The organism is Cryobacterium sp. Hh7 (assembly GCF_004403155.1).
In the GTDB taxonomy this organism is placed as follows: Bacteria; Actinomycetota; Actinomycetes; order Actinomycetales; family Microbacteriaceae; genus Cryobacterium; species Cryobacterium levicorallinum.
Map to the genome: position 1 here is coordinate 22,494 of NZ_SOHG01000027.1, position 25,142 is coordinate 47,635.

The window sequence follows — 25,142 nt, forward strand, 5'->3', positions numbered from 1 at the left end:
TTCCCCCCGCCGGCAGAAGGGGCCACAGCAGCAAACCCGACGTCGCGTGCTGTGGCCCTCCCCGGGGCGGGAAACCACTTACTCCTCTATTTCTCTCCTCGAGGGCGAAACGGATGCACCCTGCGGCAATTTGCCGCTTTAGGGCGTCGGCGTGAGTGTGTACTTCGTCGACAGATACTCGTGAATGCCCTCGAGCCCGCCCTCGCGACCGAGGCCGGACTGCTTGACGCCGCCGAACGGTGCGGCCGCGTTGGAGACAACGCCGGTATTCAGGCCCATCATGCCGGTCTGCAGCTTGTCGATCATGCGCTGGCCACGGGCCAGATCGGTCGTGAACACGTAGCTGATCAGGCCGAACTCGGTGTCGTTGGCGAGGCGCACGGCATCCGCTTCGTCGGTGAAGGTGCTGATCGCGAGCACCGGGCCGAAGATTTCGTCGCGCAGAATGTCGCTGCCCGGCTTGACGTCGGTGAGCACGGTGGGTGCGTAGAAGGTGCCCTCGCGCTCGATCGCGGCGCCGCCGGTGAGCAGGGTCGCGCCACGGGTGAGCGCATCTTGTACGAGCGAGTCAGCCTTCGCGACGGCTTTCGCGTCGATCAGCGGGCCGATGGTGATGCCGGCCTCTGTGCCGCGGCCGATCTGGAACGCTTCGACCCGCTCGGTGACCCGGCGGGCGAATTCGGCAGCGATCGACTCGTGCACAATGAAGCGGTTGGCGGCGGTGCAGGCCTGCCCGATATTGCGGAACTTGGCGATGAGCGCGCCGTCGACAGCCTTGTCGAGGTCGGCGTCGGCGAACACGACGAACGGGGCGTTGCCACCGAGTTCCATCGAGGTGCGCAGCACGTTCTCGGCGGAGAGCTTGATGAGCGACTTGCCGACCGCGGTCGACCCGGTGAAGCTGAGTTTGCGGAGGCGTCGGTCGGCGATGATCGGCTCGGAGACCGCGCCGGACTGCGACGTCGTGATGACGTTGACGACGCCGGCGGGCAGGCCGGCTTCTTCGAGCAGAGCCACGAAGTGCAGGGTGGTCAGCGGGGTGAGCGCGGCCGGCTTGACGACGACGGTGCAGCCCGCGGCGAGCGCCGGGGCGATCTTGCGGGTCGCCATGGCGAGCGGAAAGTTCCACGGGGTGATCAGAAAGCAGGGTCCGACCGGCTGCTGGGTGACGATCATGCGACCGGTGCCCTCGGGGTTGGCACCGTAGCGGCCGCTGATGCGCACGGCTTCTTCGCTGAACCAACGCAGGAATTCGCCGCCGTAGGCGACTTCGCCGAGCGCCTCGGGCAGCGGCTTGCCCATTTCGATGGTCATCAACAGGGCAAACTCCTGCTTGCGTTCCTGCAGCAGATCGAATGCGCGGCGCAGAATTTCGCCCCGCACGCGAGCCGGGGTCGCCGCCCAGTCGGCCTGGGCAGCGTCGGCCGCATCGAGGGCGGCGGTACCGTCGGCCACGCTCGCATCGGCGATGGTCTTGATGACGCGGCCGGTGGCCGGGTCGGTGACATCGAGGGTGCGGCCGCCGGTGGCGGCGACCCACTTGCCGTTGATGTAGAGCTGGTTCGGCACGCGAGCGAGCAGCTCGGCTTCGTTCGTGTTCGTGTCTGTAACAACCGTCATTGGTTCTCCCCTACTTTGCCTGCCCGTCGATCTGACGGTATTAGCCTAGCTGCGCCCGCCGACAGGGCGGCTGACTAACCGAGAGGACCTGGCCGGGTGGGAGAATACCAGGGTGTCGATTCCAGAATTCGCGGACCCCAAGGCTGCACCCGCCCACTCGCAAACCCTGTCGCGCGGCATCCGCATGCTGGAGATTCTCGCCGACACCGACGAAGCCATGACGATCGTCGAACTCGCTGCCGCCCTCGACGTGCACCGCTCGATCGCCTATCGCATTCTGCGCACCCTGGAAGATCACGGTCTCGTTGTTCGCGACCCGGCGGGACTGGTACGGCTCGGCGCGCGACTGGCTGCCCTGGCGCGCGGGGTGTCCCGCGATCTGCAGGCCACTGCCCGGCCTGTGCTCACCCGCATCGCCAACGAGCTCGGCATGACCGCCTTCGTCGCGGTACTCGACCAGGGCGAGATCTTCACGCTCGTGAGTATCGAGCCGCGGCAGGCCCACGCGACGGTCGCACAGCAGCCTGGCACGCGGCATCCGCTGCACATGGGTGCACCGGGAATCGCGATCCAGTCAGGCCTGAGCGGGGCGCAATGGGCCGCGCTCGGCCACCCGGAAACCCGCCGCAGCGAGGCCGGGGAGGTCGTTGCTCTCGGCTACGCCTCGAGCCACAACGAGGTCATTCCGGGCCTGTCGTCGATTGCCGTTCCGTTGCTCGTGCCCGGGGAGTCACCCGCCTCCCTCGCCGTCGTGTACATCTCGAGCCTGCATTCCCCCACCGACATCGGTGCTGTGCTCACCGCGGCCGCCCGCACGATCGTCGCAGAGCTCAGCTAGTCACCCCCGCGACCGGAAAAACAACAATACTGACCAAAAGGTAGGTAATCGTAAAAAATCCTGCCATACTGCCGCAGTGCCGGTTTTCTCCGCACGATCCACAGACTTTGCAGCACCACCCGCCCAGCACCGCAGTGAGATACGAGGGAGTATTCCATGGCTATTACGACCGAGCGCACGCCAACGGCCAGCGCCAAACGCAGTGAGGAACGGCGGGTTCTCGCCGGCACCATGGTGGGTACCACCATCGAGTGGTACGACTTCTTCATCTACGCCCAGGCCGCCGGACTCGTGCTTGCCGGCCTGTTCTTCGCCCCGCTCGCCGGCGAGAACGCTCCGCTGGCCCAGCTGATCGCCTGGGCCTCGCTCGGCATCAGCTTTCTGTTTCGCCCGCTCGGCGCTATCGTCGCCGGACATCTCGGGGACCGCCTGGGCCGCAAGGCGATGCTGGTCTTCACGCTCGTCATGATGGGCGCCGCCACAGCGTTCATCGGTCTGCTGCCCACCTTTGACCAGATCGGCGTCTGGGCACCGATCCTGTTGATCGTGCTGCGCATCCTGCAGGGTTTCTCGGCCGGCGGCGAATGGGGCGGCGCTGCGCTGATGAGCGTCGAGCACGCACCGATCAACAAGCGCGGCTTCTTCGGTGCCTACCCGCAGATCGGCGTTCCGGTCGGCCTCATTCTCGCCACCGGCGTCATGATCGCCGTGACCACCTCAATGAGCCCGGAGGCCTTCCTCGCCTGGGGCTGGCGCATCCCGTTCCTGGTCTCCGTGCTGCTCATCGTCGTCGGCTGGGTCATCCGCCGCGCGGTCGCCGAGAGCCCGGTCTTCAAGGAGATGCAGACGCGCAAGAGGGAATCTGCGGCACCGCTCAAGCAGCTGTTCAAGAATCACTCGCGCCAGGTCATCCTCACCGCGCTCATCTTCATCGCCAATAACGCGGCCGGCTACATGCTCATCGCGTTCTTCAATTCTTACGCGACCAAGCCGGTCGAGGCCGGCGGACTCGGCATGGAGCGCACCCCGGTACTCATCGCGAGCACCGTCGCCGCGTTCTTCTGGCTGGCATCGACGATGATGGGGGGCATCCTCTCCGACAAAATCGGTCGTGTGCGCACGTTCCAGCTCGGCTACGCCTTCCTGTTCCTCTGGGCCATCCCGATGTTCCTGCTGATCGACACCGGCGACATCGTCTGGTTCTCGACGGCCCTCATCGTGCTGGCGGCCGGGCTCGGCTTCTCCTACGGCCCGCAGGCCGCGCTCTACGCCGAGATGTTCCCGGCCCAGGTGCGCTACTCGGGCGTGTCCATCGGCTACGCCCTCGGCGCTATTCTCGGTGGCGCCTTCGCCCCGCTCATCGCCCAGCTGCTGCTCGATGAGACCGGATCCACCACCTCAATCGGCATCTACCTCATGGGCCTCGCCGCGATTTCCTTTGTCGCGGTCACCCTCGTGAAGGAGACTCGCGGAATTCCGCTGGGCATCAGCACCCACGAGTAGGCAGTTCAGTTTCAGGCCGTGCCGCCTGGGTTTCGACCCGGGCGGCACGGTTTTTCTCTGCCCATCTCAGGCAAAACGAACCCTCGACATCCGCTTGCGGATCGTATATGGTTTCATATATAACCATCTGCAACGACGCGATTGGACGCTTATGACTCCCGAATCCCTGCCCGAACTGGGCCGGCCCGGCAAAGTGATCGCCGTGCACATCAATTACCCGTCCCGGGCCGCCCAGCGGGGGCGCACCCCCGAGCAGCCGTCCTACTTTCTCAAGCCCTCGACCAGCGTCGCGGCCAGCGGTGACACCATCGTTCGTCCCAGCGGATGCGAACTGCTCGCCTTCGAAGGCGAAATCGCGCTGGTCATCGGTCGCCGGCTGCGCGGCGTCAGTGTCGAGGAGGGTTGGGCCGGTGTCGCCGGGGTCACTGCCGCGAACGACTTCGGCGTCTACGACCTCCGTTACGCCGACAAGGGCTCCAACCTCAAGTCCAAGGGCGGAGACGGCTTCACCCCGCTCGGCCCGCGAGTCCTGGCCGCCGAGACCGTCGACCCGGCCAACCTGCGCATCCGCACCTGGGTCAACTCCGAGCTCGTGCAGAGCGATACCACCGCAGACCTGCTCTTTAACTTCGGCCGCCTCGTCGCCGACCTCTCCCAGCTGATGACGCTCGAGCGCGGCGATGTCATTCTCACCGGAACACCGGCCGGTGCCTCCGTCGTCGGGCCGGGCGACACCGTCGAGGTCGAGGTTGACGCTCCGACCATGCCCGGCGCGCCGAGCACCGGCCGCCTGATCACCCCGGTCGCCGAGGGCACCCAGAAGTTCGGCACGTTCGGCTCCGGCCCGAAGGTGGACGACCTGCAACGGGCCGAAGCCTGGGGCTCGGCCGAAGAGGCCGGCCTCGAGCCGGCGTTCGTGCTCACCGATGAGCTGAAGGCCCGCATCAACAGCGTCGGCACCGCGACCCTGAGCGCCCAGCTGCGCAAACGCGGCTTGAACAACGTGTCGATCGACGGCCTGCACTCGACCCGCCCGAGCGCCCGGCTGGTCGGCCGGGCTCGCACCCTGCGCTTCATTCCCCATCGCGAAGACCTGTTCGAGGCTGCCGGCGGCGGCTACAACGCCCAGAAGCGCGCCTTCGACGGCCTCGGCGTCGACGACGTGCTCGTGATCGAAGCCCGCGGAGAAACCGGCACCGGCACCGTCGGCGATATCCTCGCCCTGCGCGCCCAGGTGCGCGGCGCCGCCGGCATCGTCACCGACGGCGGAGTGCGCGACCTCGCCGCGGTCAGCGCCCTCGATATGCCCACCTATCACCACGGCGGCCACCCGGCCGTGCTCGGCCGGCGCCACGTTCCGTGGGACTTAGGCCTCACGATCGCCTGTGGCGGGGCATCCGTCCAGCCCGGCGACGTGATCGTCGGCGACGCCGACGGGCTACTCGTCATTCCGCCGCACCTCATCGAGCAGCTCGTCACCGACAGCATCGAGCAGGAACGCGAAGAAACCTTCATCGCCGAGATGGTCGGCGCAGGCTTCAGCGTCGACGGCCTCTACCCGATGAACCCCGCCTGGAAAGAGAGGTACCGCGCATGGCTCGCCAGTCGATAGTGGATGCCGCCCCGCCGACCATCGGCAAGGCCCAGTTCGCCTACGACTGGCTGAAAACCCGCATCAACGATGGCACCTTCGGCCCCGGTTTTCGACTGGTCCTCGACCAGATCGCCCGGGATACGTCGATGAGTCCCGTTCCCGTGCGGGAAGCCATCCGCCGCCTCGAAGCCGAGGGTCTGGTGACCTTCGCCCGCAACGTCGGGGCGCAGGTGGCGATGCTCGACCCCACCGAGTACCAGCACACCATGCAGACCCTCGGCCTGGTCGAGGGCGCGGCGACCGCGCTGTCGGCGCCGACGCTGAGCCCGGCAGCGATAGCGCGCGCCCGGCAGATCAACGCGCAGATGCGCGACACGCTGCGCCACTTCGACCCGACCAGATTCACGTCGCTCAACCGTGACTTTCACTCCGAGCTGTACAGCACCTGCCCCAACCCGCACATTCTCGACCTCGTTCACCGCGGCTGGACCCGGTTGTCGGTGCTGCGCGAATCCACCTTCGGCTTCGTGCCGGGGCGCGCGGCCGAATCGGTCGCGGAGCACGACCATATTCTCGACCTGATTGAGCAGCACGCCTCGGCTGCAGAAATCGAACACGCGGCCCGCGACCACCGGCTGGCCACCCTGAACGCGTTTCTTTCATCTCGCAATAAGGAAGGCATTTCATGAAGTTCCGCAGCACCCCGAGCCAGATTCGCGGATCCATCGCCGCGCTGATGACCCCGTTTACCGAAGGCGGCGCCGTCGACCATGCGGGCCTGGCCAACCTGGTCAACTGGCAGATCGCCTCCGGCTCGCACGGCATCTCGATCGGCGGCTCGACCGGCGAGCCCAGCTCGCAGACCATCGCCGAACGCGCCGCCGCCATTCGCACCGTTGCGACCGCCATCAACGAGCGCGTGCATTTCATGGCCGGAACTGGTTCCACCAAGCTCGACGAGACCCTCGAACTGACCGCGGCCGGCCGCGACGCCGGCATCGACGCCGCGCTCATCATCACGCCGTACTACGCCCGCCCCACCCAGGAGGCGCTCTACGTCTGGTACAAAACCGTCTGTGAAGAGTTTCCGGACCTGCCGATCGTGGCCTACAACGTGCCGAGCCGGACCGCCGTCGACATCGCGCCCGAGACCGTGTACCGCCTCTACCGCGATTTCGACAACTTCGTCGGCGTGAAGGAAACCACGAAGGACTTCGAGCACTTCTCCCGCGTGCTGCACCTCTGCGGCCCGGACCTGCTGGTCTGGAGCGGCCTCGAACTGCTCTGCCTGCCGCTCATGGCCCTCGGCGGCGCCGGCTTCGTCAGCGCCACGAGCAATATCGCGCCTGCCGCCGTCGCGCAGATGTTCGAGGCCTGGGAACAAGGCGATTTCGCCACCGCCCGCAAGATTCACTATGGCCTGCACCCGCTCGTCGACCTGCTATTCGTGGAGACCAACCCGGCACCGGGCAAGTGGGTCATGGCCCAGCGCGGCCTGATCGAGAGCGGCTTTGTGCGTCCGCCGCTGATCGAACCGACCCCCGGAGGCCTCGCCAAGATGCGCATTTTGATGGATGCCGGCTCCGAGTACCTGACATCGACCGCCGGCTTCACCCTGACCGGGGCCTCCAAATAATGACTCATTACGTGCCCGCGGACCTGCCCACCAGCATCCGTCATTTCATCGGTGGAGAATTTGTCGACAGTGTCGGTGGGGAGACCTTCGATGTGCTCGATCCGGTGTCGAACCAGACCTACGCCACCGCAGCCGCCGGCCAGCAGGCCGACATCGACCTGGCCGTCGCCGCCGCGAAAGAAGCATTCGACCACGGACCCTGGCCGCGCCTGCTGCCCCGCGCCCGGGCCCGGGTGCTGCACCGCATCGCCGATGCCGTCGAGGCCCAGGACGCCCGGCTCGCCGAGCTCGAAACCTTCGACACCGGACTGCCGATCACGCAGGCGCTCGGCCAGGCGCAGCGCGCGGCCGAGAATTTTCGCTTCTTCGCCGATCTGATCGTGGCGCAGGCGGACGACACCTACAAGGTGCCCGGCAAGCAAATCAACTACGTCAATCGCAAGCCGGTCGGGGTAGCCGGGCTGATCACCCCGTGGAACACCCCGTTCATGCTCGAGAGCTGGAAGCTCGCGCCCGCGCTGGCCTCGGGCTGCACCGTCGTGTTGAAGCCGGCTGAATTCACGCCGTTGTCGGCGAGCCTGTGGGCGGAGATCTTCGCCGCCGCGGGGGTGCCCGACGGCGTGTTCAACCTGGTCAACGGTATCGGTGAGGAGGCCGGCGATGCGCTGGTCAAGCATCCGGATGTGCCGCTCATCTCGTTCACCGGCGAGACCACGACCGGCCAGACCATTTACCGCAACTGCGCCGCGAACCTCAAAGGCATGTCGATGGAGCTCGGCGGCAAGTCGCCCGCCGTGGTCTTCGCCGACGCCGACCTCGACGCCGCGATCGACTCGACCCTGTTCGGTGTATTCTCGCTCAACGGCGAACGCTGCACGGCATCGAGCCGCATCCTGGTCGAGCGCTCGATCTACGACGACTTCTGCGCCCGTTACGCCGCCCGCGCCGCGAGCATCGTCGTCGGCGACCCGCATGACCCGAAGACCGAGGTCGGCGCGCTCGTGCACCCCGAGCACTACGCCAAGGTCATGAGCTACGTCGAAATCGGCAAGACCGAGGGGCGTCTGCTTGCCGGCGGCGGCCGCCCATCCGGCCTGCCGGAGGGTAACTACGTCTCCCCCACCGTCTTCGCCGACGTCGCCCCGACCGCCCGCATCTTTCAGGAGGAGATCTTCGGCCCGGTCGTGGCCATCACCCCCTTCGAAACGGATGCCGAAGCGCTCGCGTTGGCCAACGGGGTCAAGTACGGGCTTGCCGCCTACATCTGGACCACCGACCTGACCCGCGCCCACAACTTCGCCCAGTCCGTCGATGCCGGCATGGTCTGGCTGAACTCGCACAACGTGCGAGACCTGCGCACCCCGTTCGGTGGCGTCAAAGCGTCCGGCCTCGGCCACGAGGGCGGCTACCGGTCGATCGACTTCTACACCGACTCCCAGGCCGTGCACATCACCCTCGCCCCCGTGCACACCCCCCGCTTCGGAGCCCACTAGCGCGCCCCTTCGGGGACGGGGCCTGGGCCCCGTCCCCGGGCCCCGTTTAGAAACTGGGCCCAGGTTCATAAGGTGGGCCCAGCCGCACCGCCCACCGACTCTTGCGGCCTCGAGAACCAGCCGTACGCATCCGCTTGACTCAATGAGGAGAACCCCATGACCATCCCCACCGCCACCCCGCCCGACATCCTGCGCTGCGCCTACATGGACATCGTCGTGACCGACCTGGCGAAGTCGCGCGAGTTCTACGTCGACATTCTCGGCCTCGTCGTCACCGAGGAGAGCGACACCGAGATCTACCTGCGCAGCTTCGAGGAATTCATTCACCACAACCTCGTGCTGCGTCAGGGGCCGATCGCTGCCGTCGCCGCGATGGCTTTTCGGGTGCGCAGCCCCGAAGACGTCGACCTCGCCGAGGCCTGGTATCAGGAGCTCGGCTGCCGCACCGAACGGCGCACCGAGGGCTTCGTGAAGGGCATCGGCGACAGCGTGCGCGTCGAAGATCCGCTGGGCTTCCCGTACGAATTCTTCTACGCCACCACCCACGTTGAACGCCTCGCCTGGCGCTACGACCTGCAGGGCCCGGGCGCGCTCGTGCGGCTCGACCACTTCAACCAGGTCACCCCCGATGTCGGCCGTGGTCGCAAATACCTCGAGGACCTGGGCTTTCGCGTTACCGAGGATATTCAGGACTCCGACGGCGTCACCTACGCGGCCTGGATGCGGCGCAAAGACACCGTGCACGACACCGCCCTCACCGGCGGCAATGGCCCGCGCATGCACCACATCGCCTTCTCGACCCACGAGAAGCACAACATCATCTACATCTGCGACAAGCTCGGCGCGCTACGCAAGAGCGACCTGATCGAGCGGGGACCTGGCCGCCACGGCGTCTCGAACGCGTTCTACCTCTACCTGCGCGACCCCGACGGGCACCGCGTCGAGATCTACACACAGGACTATTACACCGGCGACCCCGACAACCCCGTCGTCACCTGGGACGTGCACGACAACCAGCGCCGCGACTGGTGGGGCAACCCCGTCGTACCCAGCTGGTACACCGACGCCTCACTCGTGCTCGACCTCGACGGCAACCCGCAGCCGGTGATCGAGCGCACCGAGCCTCGAGAAATGGCCGTGACCGTCGGCGCCGACGGATTCTCCTACACCCGCAAGGACGACGCCCTGGCTGGCTTCAAGCTCGGCACGACCCTCTGATTCCGACCGGGCCCGGGCCCGGAAAGCGGGCCCATGATTGATCATGGGCCCGCTTCCTTAAGGTGGGCCCGGGCCGCCCAGATGGCCCGGGCCCGCACGGTGGCGGATTCAGGATGGAGGTCGAGGCCGGGACGACACCGCCGCGTGTTTTCACGGGGTGGGCGCATGCATCCGTTCTCGTTACCTGAATTCGCCACCGACCGGTGAGGAAACCGACACCGGAATGGGTCCCCGCCGACAACGAGGGCCCAGTCTGACTGGTGCTCTAGAACGGATACGGTGCAATCTCAGCGCGCACCGTGAGCCACTGAGTCTCGGTGAACGCTTCGATGTTGGCCTGAGCACCGCCGAAACGAGAACCCGTGCCCGAAGACCCCACACCGCCGAACGGGGCATTGGCCTCGTCGGCAACGGTCTACGCAGGTCGCGGCTCAGGCCAGAAAATCCAGCGCGGCCTGCTTGAACGCACGCGCACTCAGCGCGTTCAGGTGGGTGCGACCGGGCAGCTCGAGGTACTCCGCGCCGCGTTCGGCAGCGAGAGCTGCCACCCCGGTCGGAATCGAGTCGGCACCGCCGGCCACAAACAGCTGCGGGATGCCCGCGGGCACGTCGAGCGTGCAGCCCGCGACCCCCTGCACGCACGCCAACAGCGCCTGGCGGTCGGCACCGGCGGCGATGGAGGGGCCGAGCACAGCGGCAATTGTGGGGTCGGAGGGCAGATCACCGGACACCACGAACCGCTGAACCTCGCCCCGGTCCCAGGTCTCGAACAGCTCGACCGGACCGGCCCCGCCGAGCACGAGCCGCCGTACCCGTTCGGGCGCCAGTCGAGCCAGGGCTGCAACGACCCGCGACCCCATGGAGTAGCCGATCACGTCGACCCGTTCCAGTTCGAGGGTGTCCAGCACGGCAACGAGGTCGGCGGCCAGCTGGCGCGGGGCGTAGTCGGCCGCCCGATGCGGCTTGTCACTCTGGCCGTGGCCACGCAGGTCGGGCGTGATCGCGCCGCGCCCAACCTCGGCGAATGCCCGCACCCAGCCGGATCCGGCCCAGGTCACCGCGGCGGTCGACGCGAAACCGTGCACGAACAGCACCGGTCGCTCCCCCGGCGTGGCCTCGAAGGCGATGCGTATCCCGTCGAGACGCCGAGCGAACCGGGTCATTCGACGGCGTCGCTCGCGGAGAACACCGCGCCGGCGTGCGCCATCTCGGCGAGGGCGGTCTCGGTCGATTGCGCGGCGACTCCGGCGACCAGATCGGTCAGTACCCGCACGTGCTGGCCGTGCTCGAGCGCGTCGAGGGTGGAAGCGCGCACGCAGTAATCGGTGGCGAGACCGACCACGTCGATCTCGGTCACCCCGTGCTCGGTCAGCAGCGGCCCCACGGTCTGTCCGGCCTCGGTGGTGCCCTCGAAGATGGAGTACGCGGGCTTGCCCTGGCCCTTACGAATGTGAAAGGTCACGGCATCCGTTGTGAGAGCCTGGTGATATTCGGCGCCCGCGGTGCCGGCCACGCAGTGCACCGGCCAGGTCGTGACGTAGTCGGGTGCCGTGTCGCGGGCGAAATGACCGCCGTTGTCATTGCCGATATCGTGCCAGTCGCGCGACGCGAAGACGTATTTATAGGCGAGCGGATGCTGCGCGAGCAGCGCGCTCACGCCCGCCGCGACGGCCGACCCGCCGTCAACGCCCAGGGCACCGCCCTCGGTGAAATCATTCTGAACGTCGATAATGAACAGGGCGCGGGTCACGGTGGCTCCTTTTGGACAGTCAGTTGTTACATGGTCAGTTGTTCGACAGATTATCGCCACAGTGGAAGAAACCGGTGGTCAGCGTGTCGATGGCGATTTTCGCGTTCGAACTGACGTTGCCGATCGCGTAGATGGCGAAGGTGAGCGGGGTACCGTCGGCGGCGTGGATGATGCCGGAGAGCGTGTAGCCGGTATCGATCCAGCCGGTTTTGGCAAAGATGGCGCCGTCGGCGGCGGAATTCGCACCGGCGAAACGGTCAGGGTAGGAGAGCGATCCGCGCGGCCCACCGGCGATCGGCAGGCCATCGAACAGCACGCCGAGGTTGCCCTCGCGGGCGTTGACCTTGACGAACAGGGCGGTCAGGTAGGCCGGCGACACGGCGTTGTGTGGGCTGAGGCCCGAGCCGTCCTTGATGATCATGCCGGTGGTGTCGATGCCGTAGGCGGCGAGTCCGCCGACGATGCCCTGCTGCAGGGCTGAAAAGGAGTTGCCGGCACCGTTTTCGATCGCCACGAGGCGGGCGAGCATCTCGGCCAGGGTGTTGTCGCTCACGATCAGGGACTGCTGAATCAGGGTCGACACCGGCGCGGACTGCACGGCGCCCAGTTGGGCTGCACCGGCCGGGGCGGTGGCCTGGCTGATTTCGAGGCCACCGCCGAGAGCGTCAGCGAAGGCCTGGCCGGCGCGAGCGATCGGGTCTTCGCTGCGGGCGGACGTGCTGCGAGTGGGTTCGTTCCGGTCGCCGTCGACCATCAGCGCCGTAATTTCGGGCATGTAGCCAAGGCCGAGTTCGGTTCGGGCCCAGCCTTCGTCCCAGTCCGGGCCGGAGAAATAGGAGGAATCGAGCACGAGTGAAGTGATCGGCGGGTTGGCCGGGTCGGCAGCCCAGGAAACCATGGTCTGGGTGGCAAGGTCATCGAGGTGCGCGGCGCCGGTGTAGAACGGTTCCTGGCCGGTCGGCAGCCGCGACAGGGTGAGGTCTCCCCCGCCAACGAGCACGACCTGGCCGGGTTCGGCGCCCTTCACGACGCGGGTCGTGGCCCGGTAGTCGCTGCCGAGAACGTTGAGGGCCGCGGCCGAGGTGAGCACCTTCATGACGCTCGCCGTGCGCGAGGAGGTCGTGCCGCCCCGATCGAACAGCACCTCGCCGGTGTTGGCGTTGACCACCTGCGCCTGAAAATCGGCGAGTCTCGTGTCGGCGGCGAGCCCGGCAACCGAGCAGGTGCGCAGTCGGCTGGCCGCAGTCGCCTCGGCGGGCACCGGCCGCGCCGGGTCGACGGTCGGCGTGGGACTCGGCGTCGCCGTGGGTGTTCCTACAACGGATGCCACCACCGGCTCATTCGCGCCGGTCTGCGTTCCCGCGAACACGGCGCCACTGCCGAGCAGCACGAAGACGAGGGTGCCGGCGGCGATCAGCCAGGCGCGGCGGTGATCGGCGCTGACAGCAGCGATCCTGCCACGCGGGGCGTCAACCGCGGGGGACGCGGGTGTCTGCACTGGTTCTTCCACCTCCGTATGGTAACCGACCCGCCTCCAGGCCAGCTATTCGCCCGGGTAGCGCAGCCCGATCTGGGCCCGAACCGCGTCAAGGGTCGTCATCACGGCGACCGATTCTTCGGCCGGCATGATGTCGCTCGAGATTTTGCCGGCCCGAATCAGCTCCTCAACCTCGACCGCTTCGAACTGCATACCGCGACCGGTGAACTCGGCCGGGGCGAAGGCCTCGAGCACGGTGCCCCCGTTGTCGAGCACTCGAAAACTGGTCGGCGCGTACCAAACGCCGTCGATGTCGATGCGCCCGTGCGTGCCGATGATCGACGCCGCGGTCGGGCCGAGGGTGTCGCTGGACGAAAATGTCGTGGCAATTTGGCCACCGGGGTAGCGAAAAATCGTCGCGACCTGAGCATCCGCTCCGGTGGCCTTGAATGAGGCGCTCGCCAAAATCGTGTCGGGCGACCCGAATACGGCGTGCGCGAAGTTCACCGGATACACCCCGAGGTCGAGCAGCGCGCCACCGCCGAGCTCGAGCGAGTTCAGGCGGTGCGCCGGGTCGTCGGGCAGGTCCTGGGTATGGTCGGCGATCAGGCTGCGCACCTCGCCGAGCGTGCCGGCGGCGAGGATCTCGCGGATGCGCACCAGGTGCGGCAGGAATCGCGTCCACAGGGCCTCCATCACGAGCAGATTCTTGCTCGCGGCGAGGTTAACGATCTGCCGGGCCTCGCCGGCGTTGAGCGCGATCGGCTTCTCGATCAACACGTGCTTGCCGGCGTTCAACGCGAGGGCTGCGTGCTCGGCGTGAAACGGATGCGGCGTCGACACGTAGATGACGTCGACTTCGGGGTCATTGACGAGTTCGGCATAGCTGGCATGCGCGGTAGGGATGCCGAATTCGACAGCAAACGCATCTGCCGAGGCCTGACTGCGCGACCCGACGGCCTGCACCTTGTGGCCGTTCTGCACCAGGTCGCTCGTGAACGCGTGGGCGATGCCACCGGTGGCCAGGATTCCCCAGCGAATCGATTCCGTCATGCCTGCAGTTTATCCAGGGCCACCGACACGCGCCGACACGGCAACATATAGGTCAAACTAGACCAATGATCACCCTGCAGCAGGATGCCGATGGTTTCATCCGCATGAACCGGCACTTTCCCGACAACTCGCTCATCAGCATCAGCTTTACCGAGGGGGCTGCGGAGGAATTCACCGGCGCACAGCTCAACGCCATCTTCGACGATGCCCTGGCCGAGTTTCGCGGGCAGAACCGTCTCGAGGGGGCGAAGGGCTTCTCACGCGCGCCCGCGAAAACCGTGCATCCGACCAAGAACATCACCTTCGTGAAGGTGCACCCCGGAATGGCCAGCTAAGAGACGGTCGCCAACGCGGCGAGCGCCGCAAGCCGATCGACCCCGATCGGTTCGTCGGCCAGCAGCGGCACGATCGCGACCCGGTCGGCGCGGGCGACCACGATATCGATCTGAGTGGCCTCGCTGGCGGCGCGCGCCTGTAAAAAGGGCGTCTCGGGGTGCGCTGCCGCGATGGAATTGTTGACCACCCAGCCCCAGGGCTGAATTCCGGCGCGCTGCAGATCCTGCTGCAGTCCCTCCGCTTCGAGCACCGGCGTGGTCTCGGCGAGCGTCACCAGCAACACCTTGGTCAGGGCCGGATCCTGCAGCCGCATCAATGGCGTCACGAACGCCATTCCGTCCCCCATCTGGCGCGCGATTTCGCGATGGTACGACCCGGTGGCATCCAGCAGCAACAGGGTGTGGCCGGTCGGCGCGGTGTCGACGACGACGAATTCGTGCCGTGATTCGTGCACGGCCTGGGAGAACTGCCGAAACACCGCGACCTCGTCAGTGCACGGGGAGAGCAGGTCCTCGGCCAGGGCTGCCCGGCCATCGGCGTCGAGATTTTTACCCTTGGTCGCCATCACGTGCTCGCGATACTCGCGAATCGCCTCGTCGGGGTCGATGCGGGAGACGCGCAGCCCCGGCAGGCTCCCGTGCAGGGTCTCGACCAGATGAGCTGCCGGGTCGGTCGTGGTCAGGTGAACGGCGTGACCGCGCTCGGCCAGAGCCACGGCCAGAGCCGCAGCGATCGTGGTCTTGCCCACGCCGCCCTTGCCCATGCAGAGAATCAAGCCATGCCCGGTCTGCTCCAGCTCGTCGACGAACTGGCCGAGTGGGGCGTCCGGAACGTCGACCACAGAGTGCGATTGCCCGGGGCCGTCGCGGTCGGTGCTAAACAAGGTGCGCAGCGCGTCGATGCCCATCATGTTGCCGGCCTTGAGCTCCAGAATGTCCCGCGGCAGTGCAGCGATGGCCGCCGGAATACCCGTCAGCGCCGCCGATTCGCGATTGCGCACCGCTACGGCGATCGGCTCGGTTCCCGCGCTCGCTGGCAGCACTCCATTAATGACAACGTAGCCGCCGCGAATTCCGATCTGCGCCAACTCACCGTGCGTGCGCTCGATCTCCGTCAAAGCGGATGCCTGCGCTCGCGCCACGAGCACCAGCCGCGTTCGCTCGGGGTCGGCCAGCGCGGCGACGGCCGCTGCGTACACCGCTTTGTGCTTGTCGAGCCCGGACAGCGGTCCGAGACAGGACGGATCGCCCTTGCCGGCGTCGAGAAACTCGGTCCAGGAACCGGGAAGCTGCAGAAGCCTAATGGTGTGCCCGGTCGGCGCGGTATCGAACACGATGTGGTCGTACATCGTGAGCAGACCGTCATCGGTGAGCAGGTTCGTGAACTCGTCGAACGAGGCGACCTCGGTCGTGCACGATCCGGACAGGCCCTCGGCGATGCTCGCGAGCTCGCGCTCCGGCAGAAGCCCCCGAACCGGGGCGATAATGCGTTCGCGATAGGCATCCGCTGCCTGCTCCGGGTCGATTTCGAGTGCGCTCAGGCCGGCAATGGCGCCAATCGGAGTGACCGTATTACCGATCGTGAGCCCGAACACCTGCCCGATATTGGAGGCCGGATCGGTGCTCACCAGCAGCACCCGGCGACCCCGTTCGGCCAGTTCGATGGCCGAAGCGCAGGCAACGGATGTCTTCCCCACGCCGCCCTTACCGGTGAAAAAAAGAAACCGAGGCGGGTCTGCCAGGAACTTCATCTGTTAGCAGCAGCCGGTGGCGCCGCCGCAGCATCCGCTTGCCGATTTCTCGGTCAGGCCGAGCTGGGGCCGGTCGGTCGGCGCTACGGCAGCGAGGCCGGCGAAGGCGAGTAGCTGGGATTTCGATGGGTAGGCGCCGGTCGCCACGGTGACGCCGTCGACGACGGTGAGCGGCAGGCCGGTAGAGCCGACGACGTGCATGAAGGCGCGCACGGTCTCATCCGTGGTGAAGGCGAGGGGATCGGTGGCCAGGTTATGGCGCTGAATGTCGGCGCCAAGTTCCTGCAGGCTGCGCACGGTGGCGGTCACCTCGACCAGGGACTGATCGACGTCGACACCACAGACTCCGGTGTCGCAGCACAAGGCCGGTTCGTAGATTCGGATGGCAGTCATGTCGATCTCCCTAGTAACGTCTGCAGCTATATCGATAAGTATCAATGTAGCAGTAGGCTGGTGCCGCGACCTACAGGAAAGGATCAACTTATGGACAAGACATCTGAGATCACGGAGCGCGTGCGCGAGCGCTACGCCGCCGCCGCCCTCCAACTGACCGACGTCTCGAGCACGTCGTGCTGCGCCCCCACCGATCTGACTAACGGCGACGTGTTCGGATCCACCCTGTATACCGCCGAAGAAGGTTCGGAGATTCCCGAGGAAGCCTTTCTGGCCAGTCTCGGCTGCGGCAATCCAACCGCGGTCGCCGACCTCCGCCCGGGAGAAATCGTGCTCGACCTCGGCTCCGGTGGCGGCATCGACGTGCTGCTCTCCGCGCGCCGCGTCGGGCCGACCGGGTTCGCCTACGGACTCGACATGACCGATGAAATGCTCGCACTCGCCCGCGCCAACGCTGCCAAAGCCGAGGCCACCAATGTGGAGTTCATCAAGGGCCAGATCGAGGCCATCCCCCTGGCCGATGACACCATCGACGTCATCATCTCCAACTGCGTCATCAATCTCTCGGCCGACAAGAACGCGGTCATCGCCGAGATGTTCCGAGTGCTCAAGCCCGGCGGGCGCCTCGGAATCTCCGACGTCGTCGCCGAAAACCAGCTGAGCACAGAGGACCGCATCCGCCGAGGCAGCTACACCGGCTGCATTGCCGGAGCTCTGTCGCATCAGGAGTACCTCGACGCCCTGCACCAGGCCGGGTTCGCCGACCCGAGCGTTCTTTACACCCACGAGGTCGCCCCCGAAATGCACGGGGCCATCGTGAAGGCGGTCAAACCCGCCCGGTAGCCGCTACTGGGCCCGCAGCAGCTCCAGAAACTCGTCGGCCATTCCCAGCTGATCCTGCAGTTTTTGCCGACGCTCGACCGCCTGGGCGATGAAGGTCTCCAGCTCGGCGCGCACCTCCGGATCGTCAGATCCGGTCAGCCCACCCTGCAGCGTGTCGATGACCTTCAGCAGGGCCATCATCTCGTCGAGCGTGAAGCCGAGCGGTTTCATGCGGCGAATGAGCATCAGCCGGGTGAAGTCATCGGGCGAGTAGAGCCGAAAACCACCATCGGTGCGAGCGGATGCCTTCAGCAGGCCGACCTCGTCGTAGTGGCGGATCGTGCGCAGCGACAGCCCGGTCTTCTCGGCGAGTTCGCCGATGTGCATCGTGACCGCGGATCCAATCGCGCCTGACGTCACCGGTGCCTTCTTTCCCTGAAGTTTACAATCAACCCTTACGTTAAGGTAGTGTTGCAGAAGTCGGCTGACATTCATCTGTGAGCCCACTCTCCCACCATTGTCGTCGATGGTCTTGTCCTCGATGACCGGTGGAGGTGCGCACCGCGGCGCCCACCCAACTCTTCTGCATCCACTTCGGCCGCACCCCGGCCCAGCTTCTGGAGGCCTCATGGCCATTGTTCAAAAATCCGCTTCAGCCAATCGATACCAAGCTGAGCCCTCGGTACTCACCGCGCTCCGCACGCCCCGCCTGCTCACCCGCGAGGTACTCGCCGGCCTGGTCGTGGCCATGGCCCTCATCCCTGAGGCGATCGCCTTCTCGATCATCGCCGGCGTCGACCCGCGCGTCGGCCTGTTCTCCTCCTTCGTCATGGCTGTGACCATCTCCTTCGTCGGTGGGCGCCCGGCCATGATCACCGCAGCGACCGGCGCCGTCGCCCTCGTCATCGCCCCGGTCGCCCGCGACTATGGCATGGAGTATTTCATCGCCACGGTTATCCTTGCCGGGATCTTCCAAATCGTGCTGAGTCTGATCGGCGTCGCCAAACTCATGCGGTTCATCCCGCGAAGCGTCATGGTCGGTTTCGTCAACGCCCTCGCCATTCTCATCTTCAGCGCCCAGCTCCCCCAGCTTCTTGGCGTGCCTTTCATGGTCTACCCGCTCGTCGCCGCCGGCCTGATCATCATGATCGTCATGCCGCGCATCACCAAGGTGATTCCGGCACCGCTCGTGGCCATCGTCGTACTCACCGTCGCGACCGTGGTGACCGCCATCGCGGTCCCCACCATCGGCGATCAGGGCGAACTGCCCAAGAGCCTGCCCGAGCTGTTCATTCCCAACATTCCGCTCAACTGGGACACGTTCACGATCATCGCCCCCTACGCCCTCGGCATGGCCCTGGTCGGAATTCTCGAGTCGCTCATGACCGCGAAGTTCGTCGACGAGATCACCGACACCCACTCCAACAAAACCCGCGAGACCTGGGGCCAGGGCGTCGCCAACGTCATGAGCGGCCTGTTCGGCGGCATGGGCGGCTGCGCCATGATTGGCCAGACCATGATCAATGTGAAGGCCTCCGGCGCTCGCACCCGCATCTCCACCTTCCTCGCCGGCGTCTTCCTGCTCGTTCTCGTGCTCGGCCTCGGCGACGTGCTCGCCGTCGTGCCCATGGCTGCCCTGGTCGCGGTGATGATCATCGTGTCCTATCTCACCTTCGACTGGCACAGCATCCGCTTGTCTACTCTTAAGCGGATGCCGAAGAGCGAGACCACCGTCATGGTCGCCACGGTCGTCGTTATCGTTCTCACCCACAACCTCGCGATCGGCGTCGTCGTCGGTGTCATCGTCGCAATGGTCGCGTTCGCGCGTCGCGTCGCCCACCTCGCCAGGGTGGAGCGCACCGTCGAGCTCGACCAGCCCGTGCCGACCGCCTACTACACGGTGACCGGGGCGCTGTTCTTCGCCTCGAGCAACGACCTGATGACCCAGTTCGAGTACACCGACGACCCCGACCGCATCGTCATCGACCTGTCGGCCTCACACATCTGGGACGCCTCCACCGTCGCCACCCTCGACGCCATCTCCTACAAGTATGGGCGGCAGGACAAGTACGTCGTGATTGAGGGCCTCAACGAGGCCAGCCACGAGCTGCACAGCCGCCTGGCCGGGAACCTCGGCGGCGGCCACTAACAAAGGGGCTCTCGGCCTTCATTGGGCCGAAGCCGGAAAAACCGGACCTGACTCTTGTAGCGCTCATTGGCAAGAGCATCGATTGAAAAAGTCCCGATAATGGGGGCCGGCGGTGGTACGAATCCACCTTCCACCGTCCGCCCCACCACTCTGACGGCCGCTACAATTTTCCACGCCGTAAGGTCTCCGGTGCGCTTCCGGCAGCCGTGAACGACGCCTGTCGCTTTATTCCGGAGCGGCGACGCTTGGCTAGTCGATTGCTCGAATCGTCCAGGAGGCGCGTGCGGGATCTGCTGGCTCAAGGACGCTCAGGTCTATTCCAGAGTTGAAAGCATCCGGAGGACAGGTCATTGGTTCGACGGCTAGTCCAATCCTGTCAGTCGAGGGTGCGGTTTGATCAGCAGTATGCACCTGAACCCACGGGCATTCGCTATCCCAGCTCAGGGCCACTCCACTGCCGCCGTTCGTCGTCACGCGAACTGTCGCGGTGCCTTCATAATCCCGGTCGAGGCCGGTGAAGGCGTGATCGATGAAAGTGTTATCGATAGTCCGTGGCGTACGAAAATCAAAGGCGGCAAGATCACTATCATCGACGTCACGAAGGCGAAGGGGAATGAGACGGTCAGGAGTCACAGTCAGTATTTTCCTGGCGGGGAGTTCGAGCGTCCAGTCGTTGACGCGGCCAGCCCCGGCAACAAGGTAGGGGTGCGGAGCGACCCCAAAAGGGGCAGCTTTTGGACCGGAATTCACTGCCGTCACTTTCGTTCGAAGGCCCTCGCCGTCGAGCGAAAAATCTACCTCTAGCGTCACCCGGTGAGGATACCCAGGTTGCGCCTCGACGGTTGCCTCTAGAACGAGCCGATTGGACGTCTGCCTGACCGCAGCAAAGTCCAGCCAGGACGCGAGTCCATGGAGCGCGTGTCCCCTCGACGGCTCGGTGATGCTGAGCTGTTGCTCGATGCCATCGAATGTGTACCTTCCATCCACGACTCGGTTCGGCCACGGTGCCAGGATGGCGCCGCGAAAGAATGGACGCACTTGATTGGCGTCGAAAGGCACGATGAGGTTGCGCCCGTGGTGTCGGAGCGATCGAAGGCTCGCGCCGATGCTGGCGATCGAGGCGGTGTAGCCGTGAGCCTCAAGAACGAATTGTGTTCCCGACAGCGGCCTGAGCGATATGGAGTTTCCCATGGGGCACCATTCAGTTAACGTTGGATTGCTTCGTTGGGAATCACGATTCGAGGAATGTCGGCGCCCCAATCGACCTCGGCAACGTGCAGGGCGCGGTACGTGTAATCCTTGTCCCACGCGTGGAAAACGAGGTAGTCCTGACCATCCACATCCATGACCAGGTCTTGGCCACCGGGGCCACGATATAGACCCCCGGAGCTTTCCGTCGATAGGATCGGACCAATTTCCTTCGTCCATGGGCCGTCGATTGAGGCAGCCGATGCAGCACCGACCGCGTATCGGGCGTCTCCGTAGGAGTTCGCGGAGTAGAGCATCACAAGTCCTGAACCGCGAGTTATGATGGTCGGCGCCTCGATAAGGCCACCCTCCCAATCTTCGGTTTGCATTAGGAGCATGATGGGATCGCCCGTGACGCTGAGCCCATCGGGAGAGAGCGTGGCAGCCTGAATCCAGGTATCGAGTTCACAACAGTTCCCGTCATTTTTCCAGACGAGATACAAGACGTCGTCGATGACCACGGTGCTCGCATCGATCGCGCCGCCTTCGTCTTCTGGACAGATGATCATGGCGTCGCCCTGAACGGTGAACGGTCCGGCTGGGTCGCTGGCGGTGGCAACACCGATGCACTGCAGCGTTGGCGCAAAATTCGTCGCCGTGAAGTACATGACGAAGGAATCATCGGAGAGTCTCGTTACCTCAGGTGCCCAGGTCTTTCCCGGAATGATCCAGCTCGGAAGCTTCGGCAACGCGTCGGGCAGCACCTCCCAATCGAGAAGATTGGCGGAGGAGGCGGCCTGCACGTTGCGGTTGTTGTCGTTGGTGGCATACGCGAAGTACGTGCCGTCGACCTGCACCACGTCGGGATCAGCGAAATTCACGTTGAGTACCGGGGCTCCTGGTATGGCGTCCGCTGGGGATACCGAATGCTCCACCGCCGCCGTGCAGCCACTCACCGCGAGGGCCGTCATGATGGCGGCGGACACGCACGCCAAAAATGCACGGCGAGCCGAGTTCATCAGGTGCTATCCCTTCACGCCAGAGCGCGAAACGCCCTCGATGATGAAGCGCTGGAGAAAGATGAACAGCGCCAGCACTGGCACGCTCGCGACGACCGCGCCGGCCATCAGCAGGTCATAGCGGACCGCATTTGCGGATTGAAGCGTGGACAGGCCTGCGGGCAGCGTTTGCACCTCTGGGCTGAACAAGACGTAGACGGGCCAGAGGAAGTCATTCCAGTTGGCGAGGAAGGCGAGCAGTGCGAGTGTCGCCAGAGCGGGTTTGGCGAGCGGCAGAACAACCTGCGTAAAGATCACGAATCGGTTCGCCCCATCGAGCCGGGCGGCCTCCTCCAACTCCACGGGCAGCCCCACGAAGAACTGTCGCATGAAAAACACTCCAAAAGCGGATGCCGCCGTTGGAATGATGATCGCGACGAGCGAGTTGAGCCACCCCAGTTCACTCACGATGAGGTAATTGGGAATCACCAGAATAACCGGCGGCACCAGCAGGGTCGCGACGATGATGACAAAGACGAAATTCTTGCCGCGAAACTGCATCCGTGCGAGCGGATACGCCGCGAGGGACGCCGTGATGACGACCAGCGCGGCATTGAGCGCTGCTGCAACCATGCTGTTTGCGAACCATTGCAGCACCGGCGTCGCGGTCCCGGGAGCGAGGATAGACGCGAAAGCCTGCAGAGAAATCGGATTCGGAATCCACGACGGTGGAATAGCAGTCGCGTCGGCCCGGGTTTTGACGCTGGTCACGATCATGAAGATAATCGGGCTAATGAACGCGATTGCGATCGCGCCGAGAACGGCGACGCGAGCAATACCGCCGCTCCGCCGGCGTGCACGGCGTGCGCGGGATCCCGCACTGATCGTGCTCGTGACATTGCTCACGAGAGAACCTCTTTCTCTTGCTTCTTGGGCTTTTTCTCGCGAAAGATATAAAAGACAAAGGCGCTGATCGCCATGAGGAAGATGGTCAGTACGTAGCTCATCGCTGCGGCGCTGCCCATCTGAAAGTTTCGCAATCCCGTGTCAGCGATCTGATAAATGGCTGTGCGCGTCTCGCGTCCGGGGCCGCCCTGGGTCATGAGATAGGACTGGCCAAACATGTTGGCGGAGGCAAGGAGGGTGATGATCGTGATGAACGACAGGATGGGCTTGAGCCCCGGAATCGTCACGTGCAGAAACTGCATCCACGGCCCGGCACCATCAACACGGGCGGCTTCGTAGAGCTCAATAGGGATGTCCTGAAGGCCAGCGAGATAGATAACGGCATTGAATCCAAGCGTCCACCAGACAGTCACTCCCACGAGCGCGACCCACGCCGCGGGCGTCGTTGTCGTCCACGCGGTGTCGTCCGGGAGTCCGAGGAGTCCCAGATAGTGGTTCACGAGGCCAATGTTGTTGTCGAGCAGGTACCGCCAAAGTACCGAAATGACAGCGACGCCGAGCACGTAGGGGGCGAAGTAGATGGCTCGGAGAAAGTCCCGTCCGGGAAACTTCTTGCTCATGAGTAGGGCGACAGCGAGCGGGACAACCAGGAGCAGCGGCACGCTGAGTACGGTGAAGATTCCGGTGGCCCGCATGGATCCCCAGAACGGGCCAGAAATCGTCGATCCAGGGGAGAACAAGGCGACGTAGTTGCCGAGGCCGACGAAGGGTTTGTTTGGCAGCGTGTAGTCCCAGGAATGAAGACTGATCCACACCCCGAGAACTGCCGGGAGGATGACGAAGCTGCCAAACAGCAGCAGGTAGGGGGCGAGAAAAAGCCAGGGCGTTGCTATCCCCTGTTGCCGAGTGCCCGCTCGTACTCCACGTTTCTTCTGCGACTCCGGTTCGGAAGTCGAGGGGCGGCGCGCCCTCCCCGTAGGAAGAGCGCGCTCACCAACCTTCGTCGACATTGGTCAGCCCCCGAACGAGGCTTTGTTGTCGTCCATGAGTTGCGTCGCCGTGGCGGCGGCTTTTTTGAGCGACTCACTCGGCGTTGTTGTTCCCTGAACCCCGTCGGCGACGGCGATTTCGAGTGTCTCAGTCTGCACCTGGCCGATCCCGGGAATGGGCGGCAGGAAACGCATCGAATCGATCGTCTCGGCGATTGATTCCTGCGGGAGTCCCTCAAGGGCGCCCGCATCGCGCACTGACTGACGAGCGGGGATCATGCCCGAGCCTGCCCACTCGGCCGATTGCTCGCTTATCCAGGCGATAAACACCTTCGACGCGTTGACCTTGTTCTGGTCAGCGCTGCTCTGGCGTGGGAGGAAGAAGTTATGGGAGTTGGCCCAAACGGCGTCTGTTTCGCCGATTGTGGGAATCGGGGCAACCGCGTACGGAAGTCCTGACTCGGCGAGATCGTTGATCTGCCAGATGCCGTCCCAGGTGATGGAGGTCTCACCGTTCTTGAAAGCGACGTACTGGGAGTCGATGGCAACGTCACTCGGGCTATATCCGTCGTCCACGATGGAGCGCTGCCACTCAAGTGCATCTATCCCGGCCGCTGAATCGAACGTTGCTCCGTCGTCGCCATACGGTTCACCGCCGTTCTGCCAGAGCACGGAGAGATTCATGAGGTGGCTTGGCCACCGCGTCGGCATCCAGAAGGGAGTTTCATAGCCAGCTGCCTGAAGCTTGTCGAGCGCATCTTGGAAGGAAGCAGCGTCGGTCGGGGCTTCCGTGATCCCCGCCGCGGCGAAATGTTCGGTGTTGTAGTACATGCCTAGGGAGTGCACGTCGAGGGGAATGCCGTAACGGGCGTCCTTATAGACGCCGGCATCCCAGACTTCCTCGGTGAAGTCAGCCGACGTCAGACCCAACTCCTCGGCGAGATCGTCGATCGGCACTATGACGTTTCGCGCGGCATTCGACGCGAGCTGGTCCAGGTGCATCACGCCGACGTCCGGGCCCTCGCCAGCGGTGACTGCTGCGGGAAGGCGCTGGTAGAAGTCAGCCCATTGCATCGTGTTTGAGACAACCTTGATGTTGTCGTGCTCCGCGTTGAACTCGGCGACCATCGTTTCCATAAACGGGCCATCACCACCGGTGAATCCGTTCCAATAGGACAGCTCGACTTCAGGTCCGGTGTATTCACCGGTGAAGGGCTCACTCGCCGGCTGTCCGCTTTCACCCACAAAACACCCGACAAGTACCAGCGTGAGTGCGGCGCCGAGAGCGGTGACTGCAATAGCTCGCCGCCCCAAGAAGTCTTTCTGCTTCATGATCGTTCGTCCTCCTCATCGAAAACATCGCTCCGCGACCCATGCGCAAAGCCGGTCACACACTCCCCGCACGCAACGGTGCAGCAAACGAGTGCCT

The 25,142-nt window shown here is 65.0% G+C and carries 23 protein-coding genes; 10 read left to right on the forward strand and 13 right to left on the reverse strand.

The features are described 5' to 3' along the window. Positions 1-138 precede the first annotated feature (138 nt). Complete coding sequence (locus tag E3T43_RS09805; protein ID WP_134472317.1) at positions 139-1,620, reverse strand: NAD-dependent succinate-semialdehyde dehydrogenase; 1,482 nt, start codon at positions 1,618-1,620, stop codon at positions 139-141. 112 nt (positions 1,621-1,732) lie between these two features. Between E3T43_RS09805 and E3T43_RS09810 the strand changes: the two genes are divergently transcribed. The 7 genes from E3T43_RS09810 to hpaD all read left to right on the forward strand — a co-directional run bounded on the left by E3T43_RS09810 (position 1,733) and on the right by hpaD (position 9,902). Continuing rightward, positions 1,733-2,458, forward strand: a complete 726-nt coding sequence (locus tag E3T43_RS09810; RefSeq protein WP_241978908.1) for an IclR family transcriptional regulator — start codon at positions 1,733-1,735, stop codon at positions 2,456-2,458. A 156-nt stretch (positions 2,459-2,614) separates the two neighbouring features. Continuing rightward, complete coding sequence (locus tag E3T43_RS09815) at positions 2,615-3,961, forward strand: MFS transporter (protein ID WP_134472318.1); 1,347 nt, start codon at positions 2,615-2,617, stop codon at positions 3,959-3,961. Positions 3,962-4,112: 151 nt separating this feature from the next. Then, on the forward strand, positions 4,113-5,573 hold the full coding sequence (locus E3T43_RS09820) for a fumarylacetoacetate hydrolase family protein (protein ID WP_174844338.1): 1,461 nt from the start codon (positions 4,113-4,115) through the stop codon (positions 5,571-5,573). Further along, on the forward strand, positions 5,555-6,244 hold the full coding sequence (locus tag E3T43_RS09825) for a GntR family transcriptional regulator (protein ID WP_134472319.1): 690 nt from the start codon (positions 5,555-5,557) through the stop codon (positions 6,242-6,244). Before E3T43_RS09820 ends, E3T43_RS09825 begins: the two co-directional genes overlap by 19 nt. After that, positions 6,241-7,191: a 4-hydroxy-tetrahydrodipicolinate synthase gene (gene dapA / locus E3T43_RS09830; RefSeq protein WP_134472320.1), complete on the forward strand. Its 951-nt coding sequence runs from the start codon at positions 6,241-6,243 to the stop codon at positions 7,189-7,191. The genes E3T43_RS09825 and dapA overlap by 4 nt, the downstream gene beginning before the upstream one ends. Continuing rightward, on the forward strand, positions 7,191-8,684 hold the full coding sequence (gene hpaE, locus E3T43_RS09835; protein WP_134472321.1) for a 5-carboxymethyl-2-hydroxymuconate semialdehyde dehydrogenase: 1,494 nt from the start codon (positions 7,191-7,193) through the stop codon (positions 8,682-8,684). Before dapA ends, hpaE begins: the two co-directional genes overlap by 1 nt. Before the next feature lie 156 nt (positions 8,685-8,840). Next, positions 8,841-9,902 (forward strand): 3,4-dihydroxyphenylacetate 2,3-dioxygenase, encoded by a 1,062-nt coding sequence (gene hpaD / locus E3T43_RS09840; RefSeq protein WP_134441931.1) that lies wholly within the window; start codon positions 8,841-8,843, stop codon positions 9,900-9,902. Positions 9,903-10,333: 431 nt separating this feature from the next. Here hpaD and E3T43_RS09850 read toward each other — a convergent pair whose 3' ends face one another. The 4 genes from E3T43_RS09850 to E3T43_RS09865 are packed head-to-tail and all read right to left on the reverse strand — an operon-like array spanning position 10,334 to position 14,182. Next, positions 10,334-11,065 (reverse strand): alpha/beta fold hydrolase, encoded by a 732-nt coding sequence (locus E3T43_RS09850; RefSeq protein WP_241978909.1) that lies wholly within the window; start codon positions 11,063-11,065, stop codon positions 10,334-10,336. Continuing rightward, a complete protein-coding gene (locus tag E3T43_RS09855; RefSeq protein WP_134472322.1) occupies positions 11,062-11,652 on the reverse strand; it encodes an isochorismatase family protein in 591 nt (196 codons plus the stop codon). Before E3T43_RS09855 ends, E3T43_RS09850 begins: the two co-directional genes overlap by 4 nt. Before the next feature lie 34 nt (positions 11,653-11,686). Further along, positions 11,687-13,150, reverse strand: a complete 1,464-nt coding sequence (locus E3T43_RS09860) for a D-alanyl-D-alanine carboxypeptidase/D-alanyl-D-alanine-endopeptidase (protein ID WP_241978910.1) — start codon at positions 13,148-13,150, stop codon at positions 11,687-11,689. A gap of 45 nt (positions 13,151-13,195) precedes the next feature. Beyond that, entirely contained in the window at positions 13,196-14,182 is a 987-nt protein-coding gene (locus tag E3T43_RS09865; RefSeq protein WP_134472324.1) for a Gfo/Idh/MocA family protein, read from the reverse strand. 65 nt (positions 14,183-14,247) lie between these two features. On the opposite strand from E3T43_RS09865, the gene E3T43_RS09870 reads away from it, so the two are divergent. Continuing rightward, entirely contained in the window at positions 14,248-14,517 is a 270-nt protein-coding gene (locus E3T43_RS09870) for a hypothetical protein (RefSeq protein WP_134468317.1), read from the forward strand. Here E3T43_RS09870 and arsA read toward each other — a convergent pair. Together arsA and arsD are read right to left on the reverse strand one after the other, a co-directional pair. Then, complete coding sequence (gene arsA, locus E3T43_RS09875; RefSeq protein WP_134472325.1) at positions 14,514-16,268, reverse strand: arsenical pump-driving ATPase; 1,755 nt, start codon at positions 16,266-16,268, stop codon at positions 14,514-14,516. The two genes, E3T43_RS09870 and arsA, sit on opposite strands and share 4 nt — an antisense overlap. A 3-nt stretch (positions 16,269-16,271) precedes the next feature. Then, positions 16,272-16,661 carry an arsenite efflux transporter metallochaperone ArsD gene (arsD, locus tag E3T43_RS09880; protein ID WP_104133341.1) on the reverse strand — a complete coding sequence of 130 codons (390 nt, stop codon included), beginning with the start codon at positions 16,659-16,661 and terminating at the stop codon, positions 16,272-16,274. A 90-nt stretch (positions 16,662-16,751) separates the two neighbouring features. Here arsD and arsM point away from each other — a divergent pair, with 90 nt between their 5' ends. Continuing rightward, on the forward strand, positions 16,752-17,504 hold the full coding sequence (gene arsM / locus E3T43_RS09885; RefSeq protein ID WP_134472326.1) for an arsenite methyltransferase: 753 nt from the start codon (positions 16,752-16,754) through the stop codon (positions 17,502-17,504). Positions 17,505-17,507: 3 nt separating this feature from the next. Here the strand turns inward: arsM and E3T43_RS09890 are convergent, their stop codons facing one another. Then, on the reverse strand, positions 17,508-17,870 hold the full coding sequence (locus E3T43_RS09890) for a MerR family transcriptional regulator (protein WP_134468480.1): 363 nt from the start codon (positions 17,868-17,870) through the stop codon (positions 17,508-17,510). Between the two features lie 241 nt (positions 17,871-18,111). Between E3T43_RS09890 and E3T43_RS09895 the strand changes: the two genes are divergently transcribed. Further along, positions 18,112-19,632 (forward strand): SulP family inorganic anion transporter, encoded by a 1,521-nt coding sequence (locus E3T43_RS09895; RefSeq protein WP_134472328.1) that lies wholly within the window; start codon positions 18,112-18,114, stop codon positions 19,630-19,632. Positions 19,633-19,881: 249 nt separating this feature from the next. Here the strand turns inward: E3T43_RS09895 and E3T43_RS09900 are convergent, their stop codons facing one another. Genes E3T43_RS09900 through E3T43_RS09920 form a run of 5 tightly spaced genes read right to left on the reverse strand, consistent with a single transcriptional unit; the run spans position 19,882 to position 25,045 of the window. Continuing rightward, the gene (locus E3T43_RS09900; protein ID WP_134472329.1) at positions 19,882-20,823 is read right to left on the reverse strand and encodes an aldose 1-epimerase family protein; all 942 of its coding nucleotides are present in this window, start codon (positions 20,821-20,823) and stop codon (positions 19,882-19,884) included. A 14-nt stretch (positions 20,824-20,837) separates the two neighbouring features. Then, on the reverse strand, positions 20,838-21,806 hold the full coding sequence (locus tag E3T43_RS09905) for a glycoside hydrolase family 43 protein (protein WP_241978911.1): 969 nt from the start codon (positions 21,804-21,806) through the stop codon (positions 20,838-20,840). Between the two features lie 39 nt (positions 21,807-21,845). Then, on the reverse strand, positions 21,846-22,724 hold the full coding sequence (locus tag E3T43_RS09910; protein ID WP_241978912.1) for a carbohydrate ABC transporter permease: 879 nt from the start codon (positions 22,722-22,724) through the stop codon (positions 21,846-21,848). After that, positions 22,721-23,734, reverse strand: a complete 1,014-nt coding sequence (locus tag E3T43_RS09915; protein ID WP_134472330.1) for a carbohydrate ABC transporter permease — start codon at positions 23,732-23,734, stop codon at positions 22,721-22,723. Before E3T43_RS09915 ends, E3T43_RS09910 begins: the two co-directional genes overlap by 4 nt. A 3-nt stretch (positions 23,735-23,737) precedes the next feature. Next, complete coding sequence (locus tag E3T43_RS09920) at positions 23,738-25,045, reverse strand: ABC transporter substrate-binding protein (RefSeq protein WP_134472331.1); 1,308 nt, start codon at positions 25,043-25,045, stop codon at positions 23,738-23,740. Positions 25,046-25,142 lie beyond the last annotated feature (97 nt).

Bases quoted from the DNA above. Each gene is read 5' to 3' on its own strand.
- E3T43_RS09805 (WP_134472317.1), bottom strand. From the start codon at position 1,620: ATGACGGTTGTTACAGACACGAACACGAACGAAGCCGAGCTGCTCGCT.
- E3T43_RS09815 (WP_134472318.1), top strand. From the start codon at position 2,615: ATGGCTATTACGACCGAGCGCACGCCAACGGCCAGCGCCAAACGCAGT.
- E3T43_RS09820 (WP_174844338.1), top strand. From the start codon at position 4,113: ATGACTCCCGAATCCCTGCCCGAACTGGGCCGGCCCGGCAAAGTGATC.
- E3T43_RS09825 (WP_134472319.1), top strand. From the start codon at position 5,555: ATGGCTCGCCAGTCGATAGTGGATGCCGCCCCGCCGACCATCGGCAAG.
- dapA (WP_134472320.1), top strand. From the start codon at position 6,241: ATGAAGTTCCGCAGCACCCCGAGCCAGATTCGCGGATCCATCGCCGCG.
- hpaE (WP_134472321.1), top strand. From the start codon at position 7,191: ATGACTCATTACGTGCCCGCGGACCTGCCCACCAGCATCCGTCATTTC.
- hpaD (WP_134441931.1), top strand. From the start codon at position 8,841: ATGACCATCCCCACCGCCACCCCGCCCGACATCCTGCGCTGCGCCTAC.
- E3T43_RS09850 (WP_241978909.1), bottom strand. From the start codon at position 11,065: ATGACCCGGTTCGCTCGGCGTCTCGACGGGATACGCATCGCCTTCGAG.
- E3T43_RS09865 (WP_134472324.1), bottom strand. From the start codon at position 14,182: ATGACGGAATCGATTCGCTGGGGAATCCTGGCCACCGGTGGCATCGCC.
- E3T43_RS09870 (WP_134468317.1), top strand. From the start codon at position 14,248: ATGATCACCCTGCAGCAGGATGCCGATGGTTTCATCCGCATGAACCGG.
- arsA (WP_134472325.1), bottom strand. From the start codon at position 16,268: ATGAAGTTCCTGGCAGACCCGCCTCGGTTTCTTTTTTTCACCGGTAAG.
- arsD (WP_104133341.1), bottom strand. From the start codon at position 16,661: ATGACTGCCATCCGAATCTACGAACCGGCCTTGTGCTGCGACACCGGA.
- arsM (WP_134472326.1), top strand. From the start codon at position 16,752: ATGGACAAGACATCTGAGATCACGGAGCGCGTGCGCGAGCGCTACGCC.
- E3T43_RS09890 (WP_134468480.1), bottom strand. From the start codon at position 17,870: ATGCACATCGGCGAACTCGCCGAGAAGACCGGGCTGTCGCTGCGCACG.
- E3T43_RS09895 (WP_134472328.1), top strand. From the start codon at position 18,112: ATGGCCATTGTTCAAAAATCCGCTTCAGCCAATCGATACCAAGCTGAG.
- E3T43_RS09900 (WP_134472329.1), bottom strand. From the start codon at position 20,823: ATGGGAAACTCCATATCGCTCAGGCCGCTGTCGGGAACACAATTCGTT.
- E3T43_RS09915 (WP_134472330.1), bottom strand. From the start codon at position 23,734: ATGTCGACGAAGGTTGGTGAGCGCGCTCTTCCTACGGGGAGGGCGCGC.
- E3T43_RS09920 (WP_134472331.1), bottom strand. From the start codon at position 25,045: ATGAAGCAGAAAGACTTCTTGGGGCGGCGAGCTATTGCAGTCACCGCT.